21 protein-coding genes are annotated in these 22,233 nt (G+C 72.1%); 13 read left to right on the forward strand and 8 right to left on the reverse strand.

Annotated features, from left to right (window positions below; translation table 11 throughout):
* Positions 1-10 precede the first annotated feature (10 nt).
* The gene (locus ACFV9J_RS18530) at positions 11-1,000 is read left to right on the forward strand and encodes a formylglycine-generating enzyme family protein (RefSeq protein ID WP_385355575.1); all 990 of its coding nucleotides are present in this window, start codon (positions 11-13) and stop codon (positions 998-1,000) included.
* Here ACFV9J_RS18530 and ACFV9J_RS18535 read toward each other — a convergent pair.
* The 3 genes from ACFV9J_RS18535 to ACFV9J_RS18545 all read right to left on the reverse strand — a co-directional run bounded on the left by ACFV9J_RS18535 (position 975) and on the right by ACFV9J_RS18545 (position 2,462).
* Positions 975-1,319, reverse strand: coding sequence for a hypothetical protein (locus ACFV9J_RS18535; RefSeq protein WP_385355578.1), 345 nt, complete (start codon positions 1,317-1,319; stop codon positions 975-977). The two genes, ACFV9J_RS18530 and ACFV9J_RS18535, sit on opposite strands and share 26 nt — an antisense overlap.
* 256 nt (positions 1,320-1,575) lie before the next feature.
* Positions 1,576-1,779, reverse strand: a complete 204-nt coding sequence (locus ACFV9J_RS18540; protein WP_385355581.1) for a hypothetical protein — start codon at positions 1,777-1,779, stop codon at positions 1,576-1,578.
* Between the two features lie 65 nt (positions 1,780-1,844).
* A complete protein-coding gene (locus ACFV9J_RS18545; protein WP_385355583.1) occupies positions 1,845-2,462 on the reverse strand; it encodes a TetR/AcrR family transcriptional regulator in 618 nt (205 codons plus the stop codon).
* Between the two features lie 98 nt (positions 2,463-2,560).
* Between ACFV9J_RS18545 and ACFV9J_RS18550 the strand changes: the two genes are divergently transcribed.
* Positions 2,561-3,523 carry a zinc-binding dehydrogenase gene (locus ACFV9J_RS18550; RefSeq protein WP_385355586.1) on the forward strand — a complete coding sequence of 321 codons (963 nt, stop codon included), beginning with the start codon at positions 2,561-2,563 and terminating at the stop codon, positions 3,521-3,523.
* 26 nt (positions 3,524-3,549) lie between these two features.
* Here the strand turns inward: ACFV9J_RS18550 and ACFV9J_RS18555 are convergent, their stop codons facing one another.
* Positions 3,550-4,392 carry a class I SAM-dependent methyltransferase gene (locus tag ACFV9J_RS18555; protein WP_385355885.1) on the reverse strand — a complete coding sequence of 281 codons (843 nt, stop codon included), beginning with the start codon at positions 4,390-4,392 and terminating at the stop codon, positions 3,550-3,552.
* 201 nt (positions 4,393-4,593) lie between these two features.
* On the reverse strand, positions 4,594-5,607 hold the full coding sequence (locus ACFV9J_RS18560; RefSeq protein WP_385355588.1) for a LacI family DNA-binding transcriptional regulator: 1,014 nt from the start codon (positions 5,605-5,607) through the stop codon (positions 4,594-4,596).
* A 337-nt stretch (positions 5,608-5,944) separates the two neighbouring features.
* Between ACFV9J_RS18560 and ACFV9J_RS18565 the strand changes: the two genes are divergently transcribed.
* From ACFV9J_RS18565 to ACFV9J_RS18580, 4 genes are all read left to right on the forward strand, one after another.
* The gene (locus tag ACFV9J_RS18565) at positions 5,945-7,255 is read left to right on the forward strand and encodes an ABC transporter substrate-binding protein (RefSeq protein ID WP_385355590.1); all 1,311 of its coding nucleotides are present in this window, start codon (positions 5,945-5,947) and stop codon (positions 7,253-7,255) included.
* A 104-nt stretch (positions 7,256-7,359) separates the two neighbouring features.
* On the forward strand, positions 7,360-8,355 hold the full coding sequence (locus ACFV9J_RS18570; RefSeq protein WP_385355592.1) for a carbohydrate ABC transporter permease: 996 nt from the start codon (positions 7,360-7,362) through the stop codon (positions 8,353-8,355).
* A 12-nt stretch (positions 8,356-8,367) separates the two neighbouring features.
* On the forward strand, positions 8,368-9,291 hold the full coding sequence (locus ACFV9J_RS18575) for a carbohydrate ABC transporter permease (RefSeq protein WP_385355594.1): 924 nt from the start codon (positions 8,368-8,370) through the stop codon (positions 9,289-9,291).
* Between the two features lie 46 nt (positions 9,292-9,337).
* The gene (locus tag ACFV9J_RS18580) at positions 9,338-10,777 is read left to right on the forward strand and encodes a GH1 family beta-glucosidase (protein ID WP_385355597.1); all 1,440 of its coding nucleotides are present in this window, start codon (positions 9,338-9,340) and stop codon (positions 10,775-10,777) included.
* 113 nt (positions 10,778-10,890) lie between these two features.
* Here ACFV9J_RS18580 and ACFV9J_RS18585 read toward each other — a convergent pair whose 3' ends face one another.
* The gene (locus ACFV9J_RS18585; RefSeq protein WP_385355600.1) at positions 10,891-12,087 is read right to left on the reverse strand and encodes a glycoside hydrolase family 64 protein; all 1,197 of its coding nucleotides are present in this window, start codon (positions 12,085-12,087) and stop codon (positions 10,891-10,893) included.
* 209 nt (positions 12,088-12,296) lie between these two features.
* The gene (locus tag ACFV9J_RS18590; RefSeq protein ID WP_385355603.1) at positions 12,297-13,934 is read right to left on the reverse strand and encodes an MFS transporter; all 1,638 of its coding nucleotides are present in this window, start codon (positions 13,932-13,934) and stop codon (positions 12,297-12,299) included.
* 231 nt (positions 13,935-14,165) lie between these two features.
* On the opposite strand from ACFV9J_RS18590, the gene ACFV9J_RS18595 reads away from it, so the two are divergent.
* The 7 genes from ACFV9J_RS18595 to ACFV9J_RS18625 all read left to right on the forward strand — a co-directional run bounded on the left by ACFV9J_RS18595 (position 14,166) and on the right by ACFV9J_RS18625 (position 21,763).
* A complete protein-coding gene (locus ACFV9J_RS18595; protein ID WP_385355606.1) occupies positions 14,166-14,774 on the forward strand; it encodes a TetR/AcrR family transcriptional regulator in 609 nt (202 codons plus the stop codon).
* A 178-nt stretch (positions 14,775-14,952) separates the two neighbouring features.
* The gene (locus ACFV9J_RS18600) at positions 14,953-15,927 is read left to right on the forward strand and encodes a phosphotriesterase (RefSeq protein ID WP_385355608.1); all 975 of its coding nucleotides are present in this window, start codon (positions 14,953-14,955) and stop codon (positions 15,925-15,927) included.
* A gap of 60 nt (positions 15,928-15,987) precedes the next feature.
* Positions 15,988-16,944 carry a phosphotriesterase gene (locus ACFV9J_RS18605; RefSeq protein ID WP_385355610.1) on the forward strand — a complete coding sequence of 319 codons (957 nt, stop codon included), beginning with the start codon at positions 15,988-15,990 and terminating at the stop codon, positions 16,942-16,944.
* Positions 16,945-16,956: 12 nt separating this feature from the next.
* On the forward strand, positions 16,957-18,075 hold the full coding sequence (locus ACFV9J_RS18610; RefSeq protein ID WP_385355613.1) for an FAD-dependent oxidoreductase: 1,119 nt from the start codon (positions 16,957-16,959) through the stop codon (positions 18,073-18,075).
* A 5-nt stretch (positions 18,076-18,080) separates the two neighbouring features.
* Positions 18,081-19,061: an alpha/beta hydrolase gene (locus ACFV9J_RS18615; protein WP_385355615.1), complete on the forward strand. Its 981-nt coding sequence runs from the start codon at positions 18,081-18,083 to the stop codon at positions 19,059-19,061.
* A gap of 3 nt (positions 19,062-19,064) precedes the next feature.
* Entirely contained in the window at positions 19,065-20,036 is a 972-nt protein-coding gene (locus ACFV9J_RS18620) for an MBL fold metallo-hydrolase (protein WP_385355618.1), read from the forward strand.
* Positions 20,033-21,763 carry a CocE/NonD family hydrolase gene (locus tag ACFV9J_RS18625; RefSeq protein WP_385355621.1) on the forward strand — a complete coding sequence of 577 codons (1,731 nt, stop codon included), beginning with the start codon at positions 20,033-20,035 and terminating at the stop codon, positions 21,761-21,763. The genes ACFV9J_RS18620 and ACFV9J_RS18625 overlap by 4 nt, the downstream gene beginning before the upstream one ends.
* On the opposite strand, the gene ACFV9J_RS18630 is transcribed toward ACFV9J_RS18625, so the two are convergent.
* Positions 21,697-22,230 (reverse strand): NUDIX hydrolase, encoded by a 534-nt coding sequence (locus ACFV9J_RS18630; protein ID WP_385355623.1) that lies wholly within the window; start codon positions 22,228-22,230, stop codon positions 21,697-21,699. The genes ACFV9J_RS18625 and ACFV9J_RS18630 overlap by 67 nt on opposite strands.
* Positions 22,231-22,233: the final 3 nt, after the last annotated feature.

Raw genomic sequence — 22,233 nt, forward strand, 5'->3', positions numbered from 1 at the left:
TCGAGGACCCATGACCCGTACTCACCGCCCGTGCTGCGCCCCCGCGACGGCACCCGTGGCCGTGGCCGCCCCGTCCCCCGCGGTCGCCGCGGAGCCGGGGCCCGCCGCCCGCCCGCGCTCGACCCGCGGACAGGTGCGCCTGCCGGGCGGTGAGTTCGCGATGGGGGACGCCTTCGGGGAGGGATATCCGGCCGACGGCGAGACACCCGTGCACACGGTGCGTCTGCGGCCCTTCCACATCGACGAGACCGCCGTCACCAACGCCCGGTTCGCCGCCTTCGTCAAGGCGACCGGCCACGTGACCGACGCCGAACGCTTCGGCTCCTCGGCGGTCTTCCACCTGGTCGTCGCCGCCCCGGACGCCGACGTCCTCGGCAACGCCGCCGGCGCCCCCTGGTGGATCAACGTGCGGGGCGCCCACTGGCGCCGCCCCGAGGGCGCCCGCTCCGACATCACCGGCCGGCCGAACCATCCCGTCGTCCACGTCTCCTGGAACGACGCCACCGCCTACGCTCGGTGGGCCGGCAAGCGCCTGCCCACCGAGGCGGAATGGGAGTACGCCGCTCGCGGGGGACTGGCCGGCCGCCGCTACGCCTGGGGCGACGAGCTGACCCCGGGCGGCCGGTGGCGCTGCAACATCTGGCAGGGCCGCTTCCCCCACGTCAACACGGCCGAGGACGGGCACCTGACCACCGCACCGGTCAAGTCCTACCGGCCCAACGGCCACGGCCTGTGGAACACCGCGGGCAACGTGTGGGAATGGTGCTCCGACTGGTTCTCGCCCACCTACTACGCCGACGCACCTGCCGCGGACCCGCACGGTCCCGAGGCCGGGACGGCACGGGTCCTGCGGGGCGGCTCCTACCTGTGCCACGACTCCTACTGCAACCGCTACCGGGTCGCTGCCCGCTCCTCCAACACCCCGGACTCCTCGTCCGGCAACCTCGGCTTCCGCTGCGCCAACGACGTGGCCGTCAGGTGCGGATCAGCCGCTGAGTGATCTCCCGGTACTGCCGCAGGGCGAGCCGGAGTTCCTCGGCATGCGTCTCGGGGTCCTGCTCCCGCCACCTCTCGCGCAGGGCACGACGCCGCTGCGCCAGAGCGCTCGCGAGCTGGGCGGCGGCGTCGTCGAAGGCGCCCTCCGCCTCCTTGAGCGCCTCGTGCGGAGCGTCGGCGAAGGTGTTGATGGCCTTGCGGAGACGGTCCAGGACCGCGTCCCGTTCCGCCGGCGGCAGGAGCGTCTCCGGGGCCGCGGGACGGCGCCCGGCGCGGCGCTGGTCCTGGTCCGCGGGCTGCTGTGCGCGCGTCTGGTCGTACATGTCGTGTGCCGCTTTCCTGGGGTGTGTGGACACCGGGTTCCCCGAAGCGGGCCCGCTACCGCGAGCAGCCCGGTACGGGCGTGCCGGACGTGCCGGACGATCTCGTCGACGGTGACGAGCCGGCGGGGCACGGAAAGCGAAGCCTGCCGCGGTCCGGCGGGCCCGGAAGGGGCGGCCGGTGGAGCGGGACGCCGAACCGGTCGCCGGAGGCGGAGGGGGCGGCAGTGCGCGACCGCCCCCTCCCGCCCCGCGCGTTTCACCTGCCGAGGATGCCCTGGGGGAGCAGCGACTGCCCAGAGGTGGCCGGATGCCCCACCTCCAGCGAACCGAGGAGACCGTCCAGGAGCGGACCACCCGGAACACCGGTGGACGGGCCGGGCACGGGGGCCGCCTCGGCGAGGGGAGCGGAGACCAGCAGAGCGGTGGCCATGACGGAGACACAGGCGAGCTTCTTGATCATGTCCGTCCCAACGAACGGAGGCCCGGGGGGAAACGCTCACCGGACGCGTACTGGGCCAGTCGGGTTCACACCGGCGCCGGCCGTGGCACCGGGGGAAGCGGCGTGTGCTCCGGGGAGGCCCGGAACGCCTGGATCACCAGCGCGGCGAAACGCCGGGAGGCCGCGACGCGGGCGGCCGTCGACAGGGCGTGGATGCCCCGGTTCGCCATGATCATGAGCATGAGGTCGTCCAGGACGAAATCGGGGCGCAGACCGCCGGCCTCCCTGGCCCGACGGGCCAGTTCACCGGCGGACTTCAGCGAGTACGCGCGGGCGGCGGCGAAGTCCATCGCCTCCGGGTAGGCCGCCATGAACGCCTCGTTGAAGCCGAGGTGCCGCGCGTGCAGCTCGCAGGTCTTCTCGACGACGAGGCAGAAGCCGGCCCAGGGGTCCGGGTGGGCCAGGCCCTCGTCGACGATCGTGCGGCAGGCCCGCAACTGGTCCGTGAACGCCTCGGTGACCAGCTCCCGCTTGGTCGGGAAGCGCCGGTAGAGCGTGGCCGGCCCGACACCGGCCCGCCAGGCCACCTCCCGCATCGGCACCTGCAACCCCTCGGTGGCGAACAGCGCGCGGGCCGCCTCGAGGATGCGCTCGCGGTTGTCCCGGGCGTCGGAGCGCAGCGAGTGAGGCAAATGGTCGGTCACCACTCTCACTTTAGCGAAGCGGACGGTGGCGTCCGTTAACGTCCGGCGAGCAGGGCTTCGGTGCGTAGGGCACGGCCTCGGCGAGCAAGGAGCGGCGAATGAGGGCAGTGGCGATCCGGACGTTCGGCGGCCCCGGGGGACTGGAGGTCGTCGACCTTCCCGCCCCCGCGCCCGCCGCGGGACAGGTGCTGGTCGCGACCGAGGCGATCGGCGTGAGCGGTGCCGACGCAGCCATCCGCAGCGGTGCGCTCGCCGCCTACGGATTCCAGGAGGGGCACGTGCCCGGCGGCGAGGTGGTGGGCACCGTGACGGCGGTCGGCGCGGGCGTCGACGCCGCCTGGACCGGCCGGCGCGTGTGGGCGCAGACCGGCGTGGGCGGAGGCTACGCCGAACAGGCGACCGCCCCTGCCGACGACATCCTCCCGCTCCCCGCGGGGTTGTCCGCACGGGACGCGGTGACGCTCGGCAGTGCCGGGGTGGTGGCGCACTTCGGGCTCGCCCACGCCCGCTTCACCGCGGGCGAGCGCGTGCTGGTGCGCGGTGCGGCCGGCAGCATCGGCATCATGACGGTCCAGCTCGCGGCACGCGCCGGTGCCGCCGCGGTGGCGGTCACCACGTCGTCGGCCGCCCGCGGCGAGCGGCTGCGCGGGCTGGGCGCGACCCACGTCCTGGACCGCTCGGGCGAGGGCGGCGCGGACGCTCCCCGCGCCTTCGACGTCATCGTGGACATCGTCGCCGGAGCCGACCTGCCCGCCTTCCTCACCAGGCTCGCGCCGAACGGCAGGATGGTGGTCGTCGGCGCCGTCGCGGGGCAGCCGCCGGCGGACTTCGGCACGCATCTGATGGCGTCCTTCCAGAAGTCGATGTCGTTCGCCACCTTCAGTGCCGCCACCGTCCCGCCAGCCGGCCTGCGGGCCGTGCGGGCCGAACAGTTCGCCGCCGCGGGCCGCGGGGAGATCGAGACCGTCGTGCACGAGGTGCTGCCCCTGGACCAGGCGGCCTCGGCGCACCGGAAGATGGACGCGGGCGAGGTCTTCGGACGCATCGTGCTGACCCCGTAACCCCCGGCCGCACCCGGCGACCTCGCTCACCCCTCCCCACGCGGCCAGACGAACACCTCGGTACCCGGCCGGCACACGGAAAAGCGCCCCGACGGCGAGACCTCCCCCAGCAGCCGGCGGAGATCCCCCTCGAACACGGCGAGCCGGGCGCCGAACAGGTGGGGGGCCGAGAACGACATGGAGAACACCCCCGCGACGACGTCGTCCGCCGTGCGCACCATCGGCTGCCCACCGGGCACGACGTGCCGGTAGGGGCCGGCGAACCCCGCACCGGCGAGCACCGCGGCCTCACCGGCCGGTGTCCCGCGCGGCAGCAGCCCCCGGCCGGCCCGGCGGACCGGTCCCAGATAGCGCCTGACCAGCGCGTCGATCGCCGCGTGCGGGACCGGGGGATGCGGCAGTCCGTTGGTGGTCCGGCTCTCTCCCTTGAGATCCGAGACGTGCACGAGCGCACCGCCCGGCCGGAGCATGCCCCGGAGGGTTGCCGCCACCCGTTCGCGGTCCATCCAGTGGAACGACTGGGCGAGGGTCGCGACCGTGAAGTCGCCGAGTCCCGCGGGCAGTTCCTCCGCCCGCGCCCGCACCCACCGCACCTTTCCGGTCACTTCCCGCGTCGCGGCCTCACGTGCCGCCTCCGCGAGCATCTCCGCGTCCGGATCCACCCCGACCACCTCGTCGAAGAGGCCGGCCAGGCGCAGGGCGACCGTCCCCGGCCCGCACCCCAGATCGATCAGCCGGCCACGCCCGTCCAGGTCCAGCACCCGGGCGAGCACGTCCGCCAGGCCGGGGGCGTACGGGAGTCTCCCGCGCCGGTAGAAGGCGGCGGTACCGGCGAACAGCGTCTCGTCCCACTCCCAGCCGGCCCCCATGGCCACCCGCCACTTCCTCGGTCCCGCACGTGTCACGCCCGGCACCCATGATCCCACCGCGCGGCCGGTACGCCCGCCCCGTGCCGTGCCCCGTTGGGCACCGACGGCATGTCGCGCCGCCCGCGGCAGCGGGAGCGTCGACAGGTGCCGGGGCTCCGGTCGGCCGGGGGCCCGGCGTGCTCCCGCGGTGGGCGCCAGGGCCTACGACGACTCGCGCACCACCAGCTCCGTCGGCAGCGTCAGCTGCTGCCGCGGCGCTCCGTGTTGCGTGATGTCGGTGAGGATGCGGGCCATGGTCCGGCCCAGCTCCTCCACCGGTTGACGCACCGTCGTCAGCGGTGGGTTGGTGTGGCGGGCCAGGACGGAGTCCTCGAAGCCGACGACGGCGACGTCCCCGGGCACCTGCCGCTTCTGCCGGCGCAGTTCGGCCAGGGCGCCGACCGCCATGAGGTCGGACGCGGCGAAGACCGCGTCCAGGTCCGGGACGCGTTCAAGAAGCAAACGCATGGCGCTCGCGCCGCCCTCCTCGGTGAAGTCGCCCGCCTCGACGAGGAGTTCCTCCGCGGGCACCTCCGCCTCCAGGTGCGCGGCGCGCCAGCCGGCGAGCCTGCTGCGGCCGACGTCCATGTCCAGCGGCCCGGTGATGGTGGCGACCCGGCGCCGTCCGCCGCCCAGCAGATGCCGCACCGCGGCGGCCGCCCCGCCGGCGTTGTCGGAGTTGACGTAGCTCAGCCGCTCGCCCGCGTCGCGGCGGCCGGCGAGCACCGTGGGCAGGCCCATCTCCTCGAGCATGCCGGGCAGCCGGTCCTCGGAGTGCACCGAGACCAGCAGCACGCCGTCCACCCGGCGGGTCGCGACCGACTCGGTCAACTGGTCCCGCTCGGCCTGGTCGCGGACGAGCATGAGCTGCAACTGGGTGCGGCTCTCGGCGAGGGCGCCGCTGACCCCGCGGATGAGCGCGGCGAAGAACGGCTCCGAGCCGAGCCGGCTCTCCGACTCCGGGATCACCAGGGCCACGGCGTTGGTGCGGTTGGTCACCAGGCCGCGGGCGACCGAGTTGGGAACGTAGTTCAGTTCCTTGATCGCCGCAAGCACCCTCTCCCGGGCATCGGCACTGACCAACTCCGAGCCGTTGACGACACGGGAGACCGTGGTGCGGCCCACGCCGGCGCGGGCGGCGACCGTTTTGATCGTTGGACGGCGGTTGCCGGTCATGTACTCCCCCCTCGGCGGCCGCGGCGGCGCTGCCTGCCGCGGAGGTGACCTGCGGCAATTCTGACAGACGCCGCGGTCGGCGGAGCACCCCCCGGTCTCCGGGAGGCGAACGCGGCGCGGGGACGGTTGCGACAAGTTGCTTTCAAGTTATTGACAGACCGGCCCCCTTCCCACGAGTCTTCGAGTCGCCGGTGGGAACGTGCCCACCAAGTTTGGGCACGTTCCCACCCCTTGTTCGAGCCGCTGTCTTTCATCGCTGTAGCCGCTGTAGCCATCGCAGTAGTCATCGCAGAACTCGTCACTCCGATGTGTCAGCGCCGTCGCTAGGAGGAGATCCATGGGCACTCTCGGTTCGTTGCGCAGAAAGGCGGTGGCGACGGCCGCGGCCGTCGGCGCGCTCGCGCTCGTCGTCGGCTGCAGCAGCGGTGACGACTCGGCCACCGGCGGTGGCAAGAAGGACGGCAAGGTCACCATCACCATGGGCATGTACGGGGTGATGGGCATCAAGGAGACCGGCCTTCTCGAGCAGTACGAGAAGGAGAACCCCAACGTCGACATCAAGGCCGAGATCGCCGGTGACGAGCAGACGTACTACACCGCCCTGCAGACCAGGCTCGCCGCGGGCAAGGGCCTGAAGGACATCCAGGGCATCGAGATCGGCCGGGCCAAGGAGATCACCGAGACCCAGGCCGACAAGTTCGCGGACTTCTCCGACGTGCCCGGCACCGACCACTTCCTGCCGTGGAAGGAGTCCCAGATCAGCACCAAGGACGGCAAGGTGCTGGGCCTGGGCACCGACATCGGCCCGATGGCCGTCTGCTACCGCAAGGACTACTTCGAGAAGGCGGGGCTGCCCACCGACCGCGAGGAGGTCGCCAAGCTGTGGGCGGGCGACTGGAACAAGTACGTCGAGGTCGGCCGCGACTTCAAGAAGGGCTTCAAGGGCGGGGACGTGGCCTACATGGACGCGGCCAGCGGCCTGTTCAACGCCATGGTCTACGGCTACCCCGAGCAGTACTACGACGAGAACGGCGAGTTGATCTACGAGACCAACCCCGCCGTCAAGGAGGCGTGGAACCTCGCCGCCGACGCCGCGGAGGACGGTCTGACGGCCAAGCTCCGCCAGTTCCAGCCGGGTTGGGACCCGGGCCTGGCCAACGGCACCTTCGCCACCGCGGTGTGCCCGGCGTGGATGCTCAGCCACATCAGTGAGAAGGCCGGTGACGCGAACAAGGGCAAGTGGGACGTCGCCAAGGCCCCCAAGGGCGCGAACTGGGGCGGTTCCTTCCTCGGCGTGGTCGAGCAGAGCCCGGTGAAGGAGGAGGCCAAGAAGCTCGTCGCCTGGCTGACCGCGCCCGAGCAGCAGGCGCACATCTTCAAGGAGATCGGCAACATCCCCTCCTCCCGCACGGCGCTGGACAGCCCCGAGGTGAAGAACGCCAAGTCCGAGTACTTCAGCGGCGCGCCGATCGGCCAGATCTTCGGAGCGGCCGCCCAGGAGATCCCGGACAAGCAGGTCCTCGGCCGCAAGGACGGCACGATCAAGGACACCTTCTCCCAGGGCCTGGCCCTGATCGAGCAGGGCGACGCCACGCGTGACGAGGCGTGGAAGACCACCGGGGAGCGCATCGAGAAGGCGGTCGGCTGACTCTCCGCTCCCGAGGCCGACCGGGCCCGGCCGCGTCCAGGAACAGGTCCTGGCCGGCGGGCCCGGCGCCCGGCTCACCCAACCGCACTCAGGAAGGAAGTCCGGTGGCCACCTCCACCACCAAGGCCCTGGCCGGGGACGAGCCTCCGCGGCCCTCTCCCCGCCCGGGCGGCGAGGGCACCGCCCGGCGGCGCGGCGCGCTCTGGCACCGGCTCGACATCAAGGGCGCCCCGTACGCGTTCGTCGCGCCGTTCTTCATCATCTTCGCCGCGTTCAGCTTCTACCCCCTGATCTACACCTCGTGGATCTCCCTGCACGACGTGGAGCTGGCCACCCTCGATGTCATGGAGTGGGTGGCGTTCGACAACTACGTCGAGCTGTGGGGCGATTCGCGGTTCTGGAACGCGGTGCAGAACACGATCACCATCGGCGTCATCTCCACGGTGCCGCAGTTGATGATGGCGCTCGGCATGGCGCACCTGCTCAACTACCGGATGCGCGCCTCGCTGTTCTTCCGGGTCGCCTCCCTGGTCCCGTACGCCACCTCGGTCGCCGCGGCCGCCCTCGTCTTCACCATGATCTTCGAGCGCGACTTCGGCGTGATCAACTGGGCGCTCGGCTCGGTCGGGATCGACCCGGTGGACTGGGAGGCCGACAAGTGGCCCGCCCAGATCGCGATCTCCACCATCGTCATCTGGCGCTGGACCGGCTACAACGCGCTGCTCTACCTGGCCGCGATGCAGGCCATCCCCGCCGACCGCTACGAGGCGGCCTCCCTCGACGGCGCCTCGCGGTGGAAGCAGTTCATCCACGTCACCATTCCCGGGATCCGCTCCACCATCGTCTTCACCATCGTGCTCTCCACGATCGGCGCCACCCAGCTCTTCGGCGAGCCGCTGATCTTCGGCCAGGGGCCCAACGGTGTCACCGGCGGCGCGGACAACCAGTACCAGACGCTGGGCCTGCTCCTGTACGAGGAGGGCTGGAAGAACTACCAGATGGGCCGCTCGGCGACCGTCGCCTGGGCGATGTTCATGCTGCTGGTCCTCGTCTTCGTCGTGCAGCGCGTCATCAAGCGCCTGCGCTCCCGCACGTCCTGACCTGGAGTCGCGATGACCACCCAAAGTCTCCCGGCCCGGACCGACGCCCCGGCCCGGACCTCCGCCGCGAAACCGGCCGGCCGCGGTGGCCGCCGGCTGCTGCGCCAGCGCGCCGGCCGCCAGCACCACGCCGGCCCCCTCGCCTACGTGCTGCTCGCCGTCATGGCGATCCTGTCCATCTTCCCGCTGTACTGGACCATGGTGGCCGCGTCCACCGACAACACCCGGGTCAGCCAGACGCCGCCCCCGTTCCTGCCCGGTCCCAACCTGTTCAGCAACCTCGCCCGGGCCTGGGACGAGGCCGCGATGGGCAAGGCCATGGTCAACAGCCTCATCGTGGCCGGGGTGATCGCCCTGTCCACGGTGCTGTTCGCGACGCTCGCCGGGTTCGCCTTCGCCAAGCTGCGGTTCAAGGGGCGAGGCGCCCTGCTCATGCTGGTGATCGGCACCATGATGGTGCCGCCGCAGCTCGCCGTCGTGCCGCTGTTCATGATGATGGCCGACCTGGGCTGGTCGCAGCAGCTGCCCGCCGTCATCTTCCCGACTCTGGTGAGCGCGGTCGGCGTGTTCTTCATGCGGCAGTACCTGACGGAGGCGCTGCCGGACGAGCTGGTCGAGGCCGGACGCGTGGACGGGGCGCACTCGCTCAGGATCTTCTTCAGCATCGTGCTGCCCATCGCGCGGCCCGCGATGGCCGTCCTGTTCATGATCACGTTCGTGCACGCGTGGAACGACTTCTTCTGGCCGTTCGTGGTCCTCGACATGACCAACCCGACGGTCCCCGTCGCGCTCACCCAGCTCAGCGCGGGCTACGTCCGTGACCAGTCGCTCATCATGGCCGGCGCGCTGCTCGGCACGCTGCCGCTGCTGGCGATGTTCATCGTCTTCGGCCGCCAGATCGTCAGCGGCATCATGGCCGGCGCCGTCAAGGGCTGACCCACCACCTCCGCCGTACCAAGCACCCCCACCCGAAAGGACTTACGTGGTCACCGCAGCACACCAGACCGCCTCCGCCCCGGACGCCGCCCGCACCTTCCCCAAGGGCTTCCTCTGGGGTTCGGCGACCGCCTCCTACCAGATCGAGGGGGCCGCGGCGGAGGACGGCCGCACGCCGTCCATCTGGGACACCTACGCCCGCACCCCCGGCCGGGTCCGCAACGGTGACACCGGTGACGTCGCCACCGACCACTACCACCACCGGAGCGAGGACGTCGCCCTCATGGCCGAACTCGGTCTGGGCGCCTACCGCTTCTCCCTCGCCTGGCCCCGGATCCAGCCCACCGGCCGCGGCCCCGCCGTACAGAAGGGCCTGGACTTCTACCGGCGGCTGGTGGACGAGCTGCTGGAGAAGGGCATCCAGCCCGTCGCCACCCTCTACCACTGGGACCTGCCCCAGGAACTGGAGGACGCCGGCGGCTGGCCCGAGCGCGCCACTGCCGAGCGGTTCGCCGAGTACGCGGCCCTGGCCGCCGACGCCCTGGGCGACCGGGTGAAGACCTGGACCACCCTCAACGAGCCCTGGTGCAGCGCCTTCCTCGGCTACGGCTCCGGCGTGCACGCGCCGGGCCGCACCGACCCGGTCGCCGCGCTGCGCGCCGCCCACCACCTCAACCTGGCGCACGGCCTGGCCGTCCAGGCGCTGCGCGAACGGGTCCGCGCCGACGCCCAGATCTCCGTCACCCTCAACGTCCACCACGTCCGCCCGCTCACCGGCAGCGAGGGCGACGCCGACGCGGCCCGCCGGATCGACGCGCTCGCCAACCGGGTCTTCACCGGCCCCATGCTGAACGGCGCCTACCCGGAGGACCTCCTCAAGGACACCGCCGAGCTGACCGACTGGTCCTTCGTCCAGGACGGCGACCTGCGCCGGGCCCACCAGGAGCTGGACTTCCTCGGCGTCAACTACTACACGCCCACCGTCGTCTCCGAGACCGACGGCAGCGGCGCCCACACGTCCGACGGGCACGGCAACAGCTCCCACAGCCCCTGGCCGGGAGCCGACCGGGTCGCCTTCCACCAGCCGCCCGGCGACACCACCGCCATGGGCTGGGCCGTCGACCCCACCGGCCTGTACGACCTGCTGGGCCGGCTGTCCGCCGACTTCCCGAGGCTGCCGCTGGTCATCACCGAGAACGGCGCCGCCTTCGACGACTACGCCGATCCCGAGGGGCAGGTCAACGACCCCGCCCGGATCGCCTACGTCCGCGGTCACCTGGCCGCCGTCCACCAGGCCATCCTGGACGGCGCGGACGTGCGCGGCTACTTCCTGTGGTCCCTGCTGGACAACTTCGAGTGGGCCCACGGCTACAGCAAGCGCTTCGGCGCGGTCTACGTCGACTACCCGACCGGCACCCGCATCCCCAAGGCGAGCGCCCGCTGGTACTCCGAGGTCGCCCGCACCGGCGTACTGCCCGGCGCCTGACCGGGCCGGTGCGGTACCCGACCGCCCGCCCCGCCGGGTGCCGCACCCATGTTCCGCCCCCGCCCTCCACCGCACCGGCCGAGGGCGGGGGCGGACGCGTGCCCGCCGCCGGCTCAGTCGAACGGGGCGAGCGTGAGCCTGGCCTCGGCCGGGTTGCCGTCGTGCACCAGCGACTCGTGGTTGCCGACGTCGTCGAAGGCGAACGCGTACGCCTTCCCGTCGGCCATGCGCTCGTGGATGATCCGGGCGTAGTGGTTGGTCACCGAGTCCCGGTAGAAGTTCGCCGCCGACGGGTCGGGCTGGTTGGGGTTGCTCAGCAGTGTCGAGCGGTTGAAACCGGCGCACAGCGTGCGGGAGATCGGCCCGCGCACCTGGTCGTTGGGCGCGTCCAGCAGCCGGTGGCAGCCGAAGACGCTGGAGGCGTCGGGCTTCTGGAAGCTGGTGACGACCGCGCCGGAGGTGTTGGTGAAGTTCATGACGTTGCCCGAGACCCGTCCGAAGTACTTGGTGTCCGGACGGTCCCCGAAGGGCGTGACGGTGAGGGTGGCCGTCGCGTACTTCTGCCAGACCCGGTTGATGTAGTCGTCCATGACCGACGCGGGCAGCGCCCCCGTCTCCACCCCGTACAGCGGCGCCAGCGCCCGCAGTACGGTGCCGTCGGGCCGGGTCTGGACCAGCCCGCCCCAGCCCGGCTGGGCCCGCAGCGCGTCGAACACCCCGCGGTAGCCACCGGCCTTGAGCTGTCCTGCGCTGCTCACGCCGCCGTCGGCGCGCTGCACGCCGACCGTGTAGGGCGCGGAGAACATGTCGACCTGGGTGCTGTTCAGCCACAGCCCGCCGTCGCCCAGCGTGTACTCGGACCAGTTGAAGAGGATGTTGCGGTTGGGGTCGCTCGGGTTCTGCACGGCGGGCTGGACCAGGCCGCCCGTGGTCAGCCGGAAGTCCAGCTTCTGGCCGTAGGAGAAGTAGATGCGTCCCGACAGCTTCGGGATCCGGATGGTCTTGGTCTGCCCCGCGGCCGGTCCCGGGATGGACGCGTCCGGTGCGGGAGTGGGGGGATTGCCGCCGGCGGGCCAGGCGTGGAAGGTGCCGTTCGCGTCCGCCCAGCCCTGCTGACCGGTCGTCAGCGAGGTGCCCAGGTTGTAGATGTGGACGGCGTCGCCACGGGCGGAGTTGTTGGTGATCTTCAGGGGGATGGTGGCCGGCACCGCGGCGTCCGCGGGCGGTGCGGCGCCGAACGAGAGCAGGGCGCCGGTCAGGCCTGCGGCCGCGGCCACGGCGAGCAGACGGTGTCTGAGTCGGGAGAGCACTCTCCACCTCCGTGCGGGTGTGGGGGAATTGGTCCGTACCGATTCTGAGAGCGCTCTCAGAGTTGCGCCGCTGCGCGTTCATGTCAATGGACGAGGCGGAACGGCGCGGGTTCCCGTCCCGCGCCGGGACCGCGGGCGGGCACCGGTCGTCGTGGTGACCGGTGCCCGCCCGCGCGGCTCTGCCCGAAGACTCCCCGTGGCCGCCCCGCCTACCCGGCGAGGGCGGACTCCGGGCTGCCGTCGTGACCCGGCGGCAGCGGCGCGGCCTGCGCCTCCACGGCGAAACGGTGGGAGCGGACGCCGATCATGCCGAAGGCGGTCAGCGCGGCGGCGACCGCCGCCGCCACCGCGCACACCAGGAACGCGGTGCCGAAGCCGCTGCCCAGGGCGTCCAGGGCCAGTCCGTGTGCCGCCGAGCCCGGGGCCCCGGGCGGCAGGCTGTTCACGGCGACGGGCCCTCCGGCGTCGGCGACGGCGCGGGCGGCGGCCGCCTGGTCGCCGGGGAGTGCCGCGCCGGCGAGGTTCTCCGCGAAGGCCGACCCCGCGTTGCTCAGCGCGACCGCGCCGACGACGACGGGTCCCAGGGCGAAACCGAGGTCGCGCAGCATGTTGGTGGTGGCGCTCGCCATCCCCGCCAGCTGCCGGGGCACGCTGTCGAGTGCCACGGCCGTCACCGAGCTGACCGTCAGGGCGAACCCGACGCCGATCAGCAGGGCGGGCACCACGAAGGGGCCGAGGTGCGGGTCGCCGACGTCCAGCCGGGTGCACAGCAGGCAGCCGATCGCCATCAGCACGAACCCCGAGGTGAGCAGCCACGACGCGGCGACCCGGTGCAGCAGCCGGGAGACGACCGGGATGAGCAGGAACGCGGGCCCCTGGAGGAGCAGGAAGGGGATCGCGACCCGGATCGGGTCCTGGTGCTGCACCGGCCCGAGCCACATGCTCGTCGCGAAGCAGGCGCCGAGGAAGGCGAGCATGCCGACGACCGCGGCGACGGACGACACGGTGAACGCCCGATTGCGGAACAGCCTCAGGTCGAGGATGGGGGACTCGGCACCCAGCTCCACCAGGACGAACGCGGCGAGGAAGCAGGCGCCGACGCCGAAGCCGAGCAGGACGGGAAGGGTGGTCCAGCCCGACTCGGGCCCCTCGACGGCGCCGTACAGGACCAGGATCAGACCCGCGGCGAAGGTGATCTGACCCGGCACGTCGAACCTGCGCCCCTCGGGAGCCTTCGACTCGGCGGCCAGGACGAGGGTGAGCACCGCGCTGACCAGAGCGAGTGCGACGAGCACCCAGAAGGAACCGCGCCACGAGCCGATCTTGGCGAACATGCCGCCGAGCAGGGGGGAGACGGCGGCGCCGGCGGACAGGAATCCGCTCCAGACGGCCACCGCGTGCGCCCGCTCCCGCGCGGTGCGGGTGACCGAGGTGATCGCGGTGAGGGAGCCGGGGAACATGGCGCCGGCGCCCAGTCCGTTGAGGGCGGCGCCGACCCAGAGCACCTGGACGGTGGGCGCGAGCGCGGCCACGCCGCTGCCCACCGCGACCAGGGCGGTACCGGCCACGACGAGCCTGCGCCGGCCGAACAGGTCGCCGAGGACACCGAAGGTGAACTCGAAGCAGACCACGGCGATCATGAACGCGGCGGTGATCCACGTGAGCTGGGAGCCGTGGGTGTGGAGGTCCTCCTGGAGCAGCCCGTTCAGTGAGGCGGGCAGCGCGTTCGCGACCTGGGCCACGAAGACCGCGGCGCAGGCGGCAGCCAGTGTTCCCGCGTAGCCCGGTGTCCGGGCGGCCCCCGCGGTTGGGCCCTGGGACGTCGTCGTCCCGTTGTTGAGCGTCATTGCTGTTCTCCCTGGCTGGGAAAGGACGGGGCATCCCCGTGGACGGGGCGGCCCGGGAGTGTGGAAGGCCTCGGAGCCGCGTGCGCGGTGGGGGAGAGGGGCGCGACGGGAGCCGGGCGTGATGCCGTGGAGAATGGCATTCGCTTTACTAGGCGTCAAGGGTATGTACAGGATGTCTTGTGTGGAGTCGCTCTGTACGCTCGATGTGGGGCGGCACGTTAGGATCCGGTCATGGCGAACCTTCGTGAGGCGCAGAAGCGGATGACGCGCCGGCTGCTGCTGGAGTCGGGACTCGAGCTCTTCAAGGCGAAGGGGTACGCCGCCACCACGGTCGACGACATCGCGACCGCGGCCGGCACCACGCGGGTGACCTTCTACGCGTACTTTCCCTCGCGCGGCGAGCTGATGAAGGCCCTGATCGACGAGCAGCTCAACGAGGCGCTGCAACGCGTCCGTTCCCCCGAGCACGGCTCCACGGCGCGCGACCTCGTCGCCACCGTCGCCGACGGGACGCCGGAGGCGATCACGGCGTGGCTGCGGCGGACGACCGACAGCTGGCCCGAGATCCGGCCGATCATCCGCCTCGGCCGCGACGCCGCGGTGATCGAACCCGACCTGACCGACCTGGTCGAACGGTGGATGGAGGAGGCCGTCGGCGACATCGAGGACGGCCTGGCCCGGGCCGGGCGCTTCGAGCCGCACCAGCGCCACTTCCGCGGCGTGCTCGCCATGGCCCAGCTCGACTACGTCGCGCAGAACTGGGACCGGGCCGACTGGAAGCTCACCCGGGACCAGATGGTCGAAGAGCTGAGTGCGAGCTGGGTGGGCCTGCTGACCTGACCCGGCCCGCCCCTGCCCGGCCGACCCGGGCGCTCAGCGCGGAATCCCGCCGACTCCCCGGCCGTCCTTGTGCGACGGCCGGGGAGTCGTCGTTTGTGCCGTGAGCGCGGTGTGCAATGTTTTTTCGTACCGTTCATTTCATTGACGCTATGTAAAGCGAATGGCTAACCTGCGGGTCATGAGCGTCAAGAGCAACAGCGTGAACACCGTCCTGGGGCCGGTGCCCGCCGGAGAACTGGGCGTCGTCTCGGTCCACGAGGCGCTGCTGTCGGTGGTGCCGGGCGCGGAGTACGCCTTCGACGTCACCATCGACCGCGCCGAGGTCTTCGAGACCCTGGCCGCGAAGCTGACGGACTTCCGCGCCCACGGCGGCGGCACGATCGTCGACGGCACCGGCATGTTCCACGGCCGGGACGTCCGGCTGTACGAGACCCTCTCCCGCACGACCGGCGTCCACATCGTCGCCTCGACGGGGCAGGGCCCGGAGGAACTGCTCGGCGGCTACTTCCTCACCCCGCAGACCAATCCGCCGACGCCGTGGCCCGCCGACCGGTTCGCCGACCTCTTCACCAAGGAGGTCACCGAGGGCATGGTCGTCCCGCGGGTGGAGCGCCGGGGTCCGGCGGGCCTGGTCGCCATCGCCGCGACCCGCACCGGCACGACCGCGACCGACGAGAGCCTGTTCCGGGGCGCGGCCCGCACCGCCCTGGCCACCGGCGTCGCGGTCTCCGTCCGCCACGGCGCCGACGCCCTCCACGACCTCGGCATCGTCCTGGACGAGAAGCTGCCCGCCGACCGCGTCGCCGTCGGCGGCCTCGACCGCCGGGACGCCGTCGCCGCGGACGCGGCCCGCGAGGTCGCCCGGCGCGGCGCCTACGCCGTGCTCGACCACGTCGGCGTGGAGGACGGCGACCACGTCACCGACGCGGAGCGCGCCGACCTGGTCGCCGACCTCGTACGGGCCGGCCACGGCGACCGCGTCCTGCTCTCCGGCGGCGCGACCGGGGTCGCCAAGGGCCACGCGGGCAACGACCTGCCGTACAGCCACGTCCTGACCGCCTTCGTCCCGCTCCTGAAGGACCGGGGCCTCGGCGACGAGGACACGCGGCGGATCCTCGTGGACAACCCGCGCGCCCTGCTGTCGGTGCGCTGAGCGCACCGGCCCGGACGACCGTCAAGCCCCCTTTCTCCGAAGTCCCCGAAGGTGAGTGTTGTGTCGAGAGTGAACACGGTCCTCGGGCCGGTCCCCGCCGAGGAACTGGGTCTCGTGGCCGTCCACGAGCACATCGGTTACGGCATGCCCGGCTCCGAGCTGGACACGAAGTGGTGGAAGACCCCCGAGCGGCGCTACGAGGAGACCGTCCCGAAGCTGCGGGCCTTCCACGAGTACGGCGGCGGCACCTTCGTCGACGCGACCGGCATCTGCAACGGCCGCGACGTCGACTACTACAAGTCCCTCTCCGCGAAGACCGGCGTCCACATCGTCGCCTGCACCGGCTTCGTCGGCGGCGACACCGCCCTGCCGCACTTCGCGAACGCCGACGTCGACTACCTGATGCGGCAGTTCGTCCACGAGATCACCGTCGGCATCGGCGCCAGCGGCGGCCTCGCCGGGGTCATCAAGGTCGGGGTGAGCCGCGGCGGCCGGATGACGGACCTGGACAAGCGCATCTACCGGGCCGCGGCCCGCGCCGCGCTCGCCACCGGCGTCCCGATCCTCACCCACCTCGCGATCGACGCCGAGAACGCGATCGCGATCTTCGAGGAGGAGGGACTGCCCCTGGACCGCGTCCTGTTCGGGCACGTCGACGACGGCGTCAACGCCGACAAGACGCGCGACGTGTGGATCGCGGAGCAGGGCGGGCGCATCGGCTTCGACACCTTCGGCTACGAGACCGAGCTGCCCGACCCGCCGTTCTGGGCCCGGCCCCGCCAGGAACGCCTCGACCACTTCCTGCGGTTCGTCGACGGCGGCCGCCGGATCAAGCAGGTCCTCGCCTCCGCCGACGCCAACTGCAGCCCGCTCGGCTGGCCCGGCGTCAAGGGCCACACCGTCAACTACATCTTCGAGGACCTCATCCCGGACCTGCGCGCAGCCGGACTCGACGACGCCGCCATCAGGACGGTCTTCGTCGACAACCCCGCCGAGTTCCTCGCCGTTCAGAAGTAGAGAGAGACCAGCATGCAGTCCTCGGACCTGAAGAAACTGAAGATCGCCGTCGTCGGCGCGGGATACGGCGGCGCCGCGGCGGCCAAGGCACTGAGCCTGCTCGGCGCGGACGTCGCCGTCTACGAGCAGGCGGCCCGGATCCGCGAGGTCGGTGCCGGGATCGGACTGCGCCCGTCCACCGTGAACAGGTTCCGCGATTGGGGGATCTTCGACGAGATCGCGAAGGTCAGCTCGCCGAGCGAGTACTTCGAGATCCTCACCGCGACCGGTGAGCCGATCATGAAGGAGGCCTGGCCGGCCGACGGCGAGCAGGCCCACACCCATCTGATCCACCGGGGCGACTTCATCGAGGCCCTGCTGGGCGTGCTGCCCGAGGGCATGGTGCGCCTCGGCCACCGGCTGGAGAGCATCCAGGACCTGGGTGACCGCTCGGTCCTCACCTTCGCGGGCGGCGAGAAGGCCGAGGCCGACCTCGTCGTCGGTGCCGACGGCATCAAGTCGGTCGTCCGCAAGGAGCTGTTCAGCGACAAGGAGCCGGTGTTCTCCGGCGAGCACGCCTACCGCGCGGTCATCTCCGTCGACGACGCCCACGGCATGGTCACCGACGACAACCTGCGGATGTACGTCGGCAAGGGCACCAAGATCTACCTGCTGCCGCTGCGCCACCGGGACCAGGTGTCGTTCGACATCACCGCACTGTGCGCGGACAGCACGTGGAACCCGCCGAACACCAAGGACGACATGCTGGCCACGGTGGAGGGCTTCGACGCACGCCTGGTCGCCATCACCCGCGACCTGGACATGGACGTGGTGAACATCCGCGCCGTGTACGACATCGACCCGATCGACACCTGGCACTCGGACTCGGTGGTCCTGGTGGGCGACGCCGCCCACTCGATGCTGCACCACCAGGGACAGGGCGCCAACTCCGCCATCGAGGACGCCGGAGCGCTCGCCGACGCCCTGCGGGCCGCGGACACGGTGCCCCAGGCGCTGGCCCGCTACCAGGCCACCCGCAAGCCGGTGACCGACAAGCTCCAGGCCATCTCCCGCCAGGGCTGGTCCGCGGAGGAGATCGAGTCGGTCTTCCCCGGTCAGAAGGCCGCCGCCACCGCCGCACCCCAGGAGTGACGACCATGCCCCTGCACCCGGAGATCGCCAAGTTCCTCGCCGGTCTGCCCGCCCCCGCCGAGGGCCCGCTCGACCCGGTCGCGATGCGCGCCGCGGACGAGGCGCACGTCGCCCCCGTGCACGAGCGCCTGCCGCTCCACGCGGTCGAGGACATGACCGTGCGCACCCCGTCCGGCGACGTGCCCGTACGCGTCTACACACCGGACGAGGCCGACGCCCACGGCGTGCTGGTCTACTTCCACGGTGGCGCCTTCTTCCTCGGCAGCCTGGAGACGCACGACCACGTCGCGCGTGCGCTGGCGAAGGAGACCGGACTCAAGGTCGTCTCCGTCGGCTACCGGCTGGCCCCCGAGGCCGCCTTCCCGGCCGGTCTCGACGACTGCTACGCCGTCGTGCGCCGGGTCGCCGAGCAAGGGCGGAGCCTGGGCTGGGACGGCACGACCCTGGCCGTCGCCGGTGACAGCTCCGGCGGCACCTTCGCCGCCGCGGTCGCCGCCCGGGCGCACGACGACGGCTTCGACCGGATCACCCACCAGATCCTCTACTACCCCTCGCTCGACCTGGACTTCGACGTCGACCGCTACCCCTCGCTGCGGGAGAACGCGGTGGGCTACGGCCTGGAGACGGCGGGGCTCAAGCCGTTCAACGCCTTCTACCTGGACAGCGGAGCCGACCCCGCCGACCCGCTCGTCTCGCCGGTCAAGCGGAGAGACCTCACCGGACTCCCGCCGGCGCTCGTCGTCACCGGGCAGTACGACCCGATGCGCGACGAGGGCGAGCTGTACGGCCGGCGGCTGCGCGAGGCCGGGGTGCGGACCGCGGTGAGCCGCTACGACGGCGCCGGCCACGGATTCGTCCAGCACTTCTCCTGGCTGCCGGAGTACCACCGGGTCTTCGAGGAGACGCGCGACTTCCTCGACCCGGCGGACCCGGCGGACCGGGCGGACCGGGCGGACCGGGCGGACCGGGCGGACCGGGGGAAGTAGGCCATGACACACGCAGTCGACGTCCACCCCCTCTTCTCGCCCTGGGGCCGGTTCGGTCTCTACAGCTTCTTCGTCGACGCCCCCGAGCCGGCGATCGTCGACACGGGCATCGCCACCTCTCCCCGCGAGGGGATGGTGCCCGCGCTGGAGGCGATCGGGCGCCGCGTCGAGGACGTGCGCTGGATCCTGCTGACCCACGGTCACATCGACCACGTCGGCGGGGCGCACGCCCTGTGGGAGCTGACCGGCCGCCGCGCACACATCGTGATCCACGAGGCCGACGCGCCGATGCTCCGCTCCCGCCGGGCCCATGTGCGGGAGTACCTCGACGGCAGGGGCCGGTACGTGGGCGATCCCGAGGGCGAGGCCAAGGTGACCGGCGCCGCGAACGCCGTCATCTCCGGCGAGATGGAACCCACCCTGCTCGTCCGCGGCGGCGAGACCCTCTCCCTCGGCGGCGGCGTCACCGTCTCGGTGCACGCGATACCGGGCCACACCCCCGGGTCGGTCGCCTACGTCGTGGACGGGCAGCGCTCGGCGTTCGTCGGGGACTCCGTCCAGGTCCACGGGGCCGCCAACCACTTCCCGGGGTACACGGACCCGGTCGCCTACCGCGCGAGCCTCAAGCGCCTGCGCGACGAGATCCGCCCGCGCCGCCTCTACCTGGGCCACCCCTACCGCCGCGCCGACGGCACACCGTACGGCGTCGAACTGGACGAGGCGCAGGCCCAGGAGGCCATCACCCAGAGCCTCGACATCGAGGCGCGCGTCGCCTCGGCCGCCCGCGGCTGCCTGGAGGCGGGCCCACGCCGGACGGAGTCGCCGTACTCCCCGTTCGCCCGCGTGGCCGAGGAGCTCGGCTACACCGGCGATCCCGCACTGGAGCCGTCGCCGTTCTTCACCACCATGGCCGGCTACCGCACGCACTACGAACCGCACGTGCAGACACAGGAGCACAGGAGCCACCCCTCATGACCGACCTTCGTACGATCCGCGCGGGCGAGCAGTCCATCGCCGTCCGCAAGGACCTCCGTGTGCCGATGCGCGACGGCGTCACGCTGGCCGCCGACACCTACAGCGGCGTCGCCGACGAGCCGCGCCCCGCGCTGGTGGCCCTCAGCCCGTACGGCAAGGAACTGCAGGCCCTCGCCCTCACCACCCCGCCGCAGCGCCGGCCGAGCCCGATGTGGGACGGCTGCATCGAGGCGGGCGACGTCGCACGCGTCGTGCGGGAGGGCTACGTCCACGTCATCGGCGACCTGCGCGGCTCCGGCGCCTCCGAGGGCGAGCACATCGGCAACTACAACGCGGGCGGCGTGCCGCTCGGCGAGGACGCGTACGACTTCATCGAGTGGGTCGCCGCCCAGCCGTGGTGCGACGGCAACGTCGGCATGATCGGCATCTCCTACTTCGGCTCGATGCAGGTGCTGGCGGCGGCCGAACGCCCACCGAGCCTCAAGGCGGTCTTCGTCAGCGGCGGCCACTACGACTTCTACGAGACCACCTACCACGGCGGCGTCATGTGGTTCATGCCGCGGGCCGCCCGCGAGGGCCGCGGCGGCGACTCCGGCTGGGCCTTCACCGACGGCGTCAAGTCCCGCATGCTGGAGACCTTCTCGCCCGAGGAGATCGAGGCGAAGGTCGCCGAGCGGCTGCGGGACCCGGACGTGGCCGCCTGGCCCAACCTGGTCCATGTGCTCAACTACCCCAAGAACCACGAGGCCTGGTTCGACATCGTGATGAACGAGGTCGACGGCGACTGGTACGAGGAGCGCAACCCGGTCACGCTCGCACCGGACATCGACATCCCGGTCTGGCTCCAGATCGACCAGGGCCGCGGCTGGACGATGGACGGCACCATCGAGCTGTACAAGGCGCTGAAGGGCCCGAAGAAGCTGGACATCGGCCCCTACCCGCCGATGCAGTCGCGCCCCTTCGTCGAGGAGCACGACAAGATGTTCCGCTGGTACGAGTACTGGCTCAAGGGCGTCGACAACGGGATCATGAACGAGCCCGCCGTCACCGTCCACGTCGAGGGCTCGCGCGAGTACGCGACCGGCGCGCAGTGGCCGCCGAAGGAGACCGAGCACCGCTCCCTCTACCTCCGGCCGCGCCGGGCGCTGTCCTTCGAACCGGAGCCGATGGGAGCCGAGCACGCCGCCCCCGACGGCTTCTACCAGGCGCCGCTGACCGTGACCGACAAGGTGGAGATCCTCAGCTGGAGCACCGCCGCGTTCACCGAGGCCACCGAGATGATCGGCCAGGGTGCCGCGCACCTCTTCGCCGAGATCGACCAGAGCGACACCAACTTCATCCTGCGCCTATGGGACCAGGCACCGGACGGGAAGCGGCAACTCGTCACCACCGCCTACCTCAAGGCCTCGCACCGCGAGCTGGACGAGGAGCGCACCACCGTGGGCGACCCGCACCACCCGCACACCCGCGCGGTGCCCGTGGAGCCGGGGCGGATCGAGGAGTACGTGCTGCGCGTCTACCCGTTCGCGGCGACCTTCCTGCCGGGGCACCGGCTGGTCGCGGAACTCTCCAACGACGAGCCGCTCGCCGACGCGCACAACGCGCTCCTGCCGCCGGACGCCTTCCACCTGCCGGTGGGCCGCCCCGTCACCCACAAGATCTACCGCGACGCTGCGCACCCGTCCCGGCTCGTGCTGCCCTTCACGGCGGGACCGGCCACCGCGTAGCGCCGGAAGTTGTCCGCACCCCGCCGCTCCGCCCCCGGCCACAGGCAGTCCAGGACCGAGGCGGACGGCGGGAACAGTGCGGCCGGGACCGACTCGCGGGCGAACCACTCCCAGCGCTCGATCTTGCCGGGCTCGGTGACCCGGGGCGTACCGGACGCCCGCCCGGTGACGGCCGCCGCCGTCACCCGGATCAGCCCGGCCGCACCGTCGACGAGCACGGCCAGCACCCGCACGTCCCCGGGGGCCGCCACGAGCCCGGTCTCCTCCGCCAACTCCCGGGCGGCGGCCGTCTCGAAGTCCTCGCCCGCGTCGACCTTGCCGCCGGGCAGCTCCCAGCGTCCGTCGTGACCGAGACCCAGCAGCACCCGTCCGGCGGGGTCGAGGACGGCGAGGCCGACACCGGTGAGGCTCTGGGCGGCGGGGCGGGCGCGTTCGGGGCGCTCGGCGCCCGGTGCGGAAGAGTTCACCGG

This window comes from Streptomyces sp. NPDC059906 (assembly GCF_042730645.1).
Lineage (GTDB): Bacteria > Actinomycetota > Actinomycetes > Streptomycetales > Streptomycetaceae > Streptomyces > Streptomyces rubrogriseus.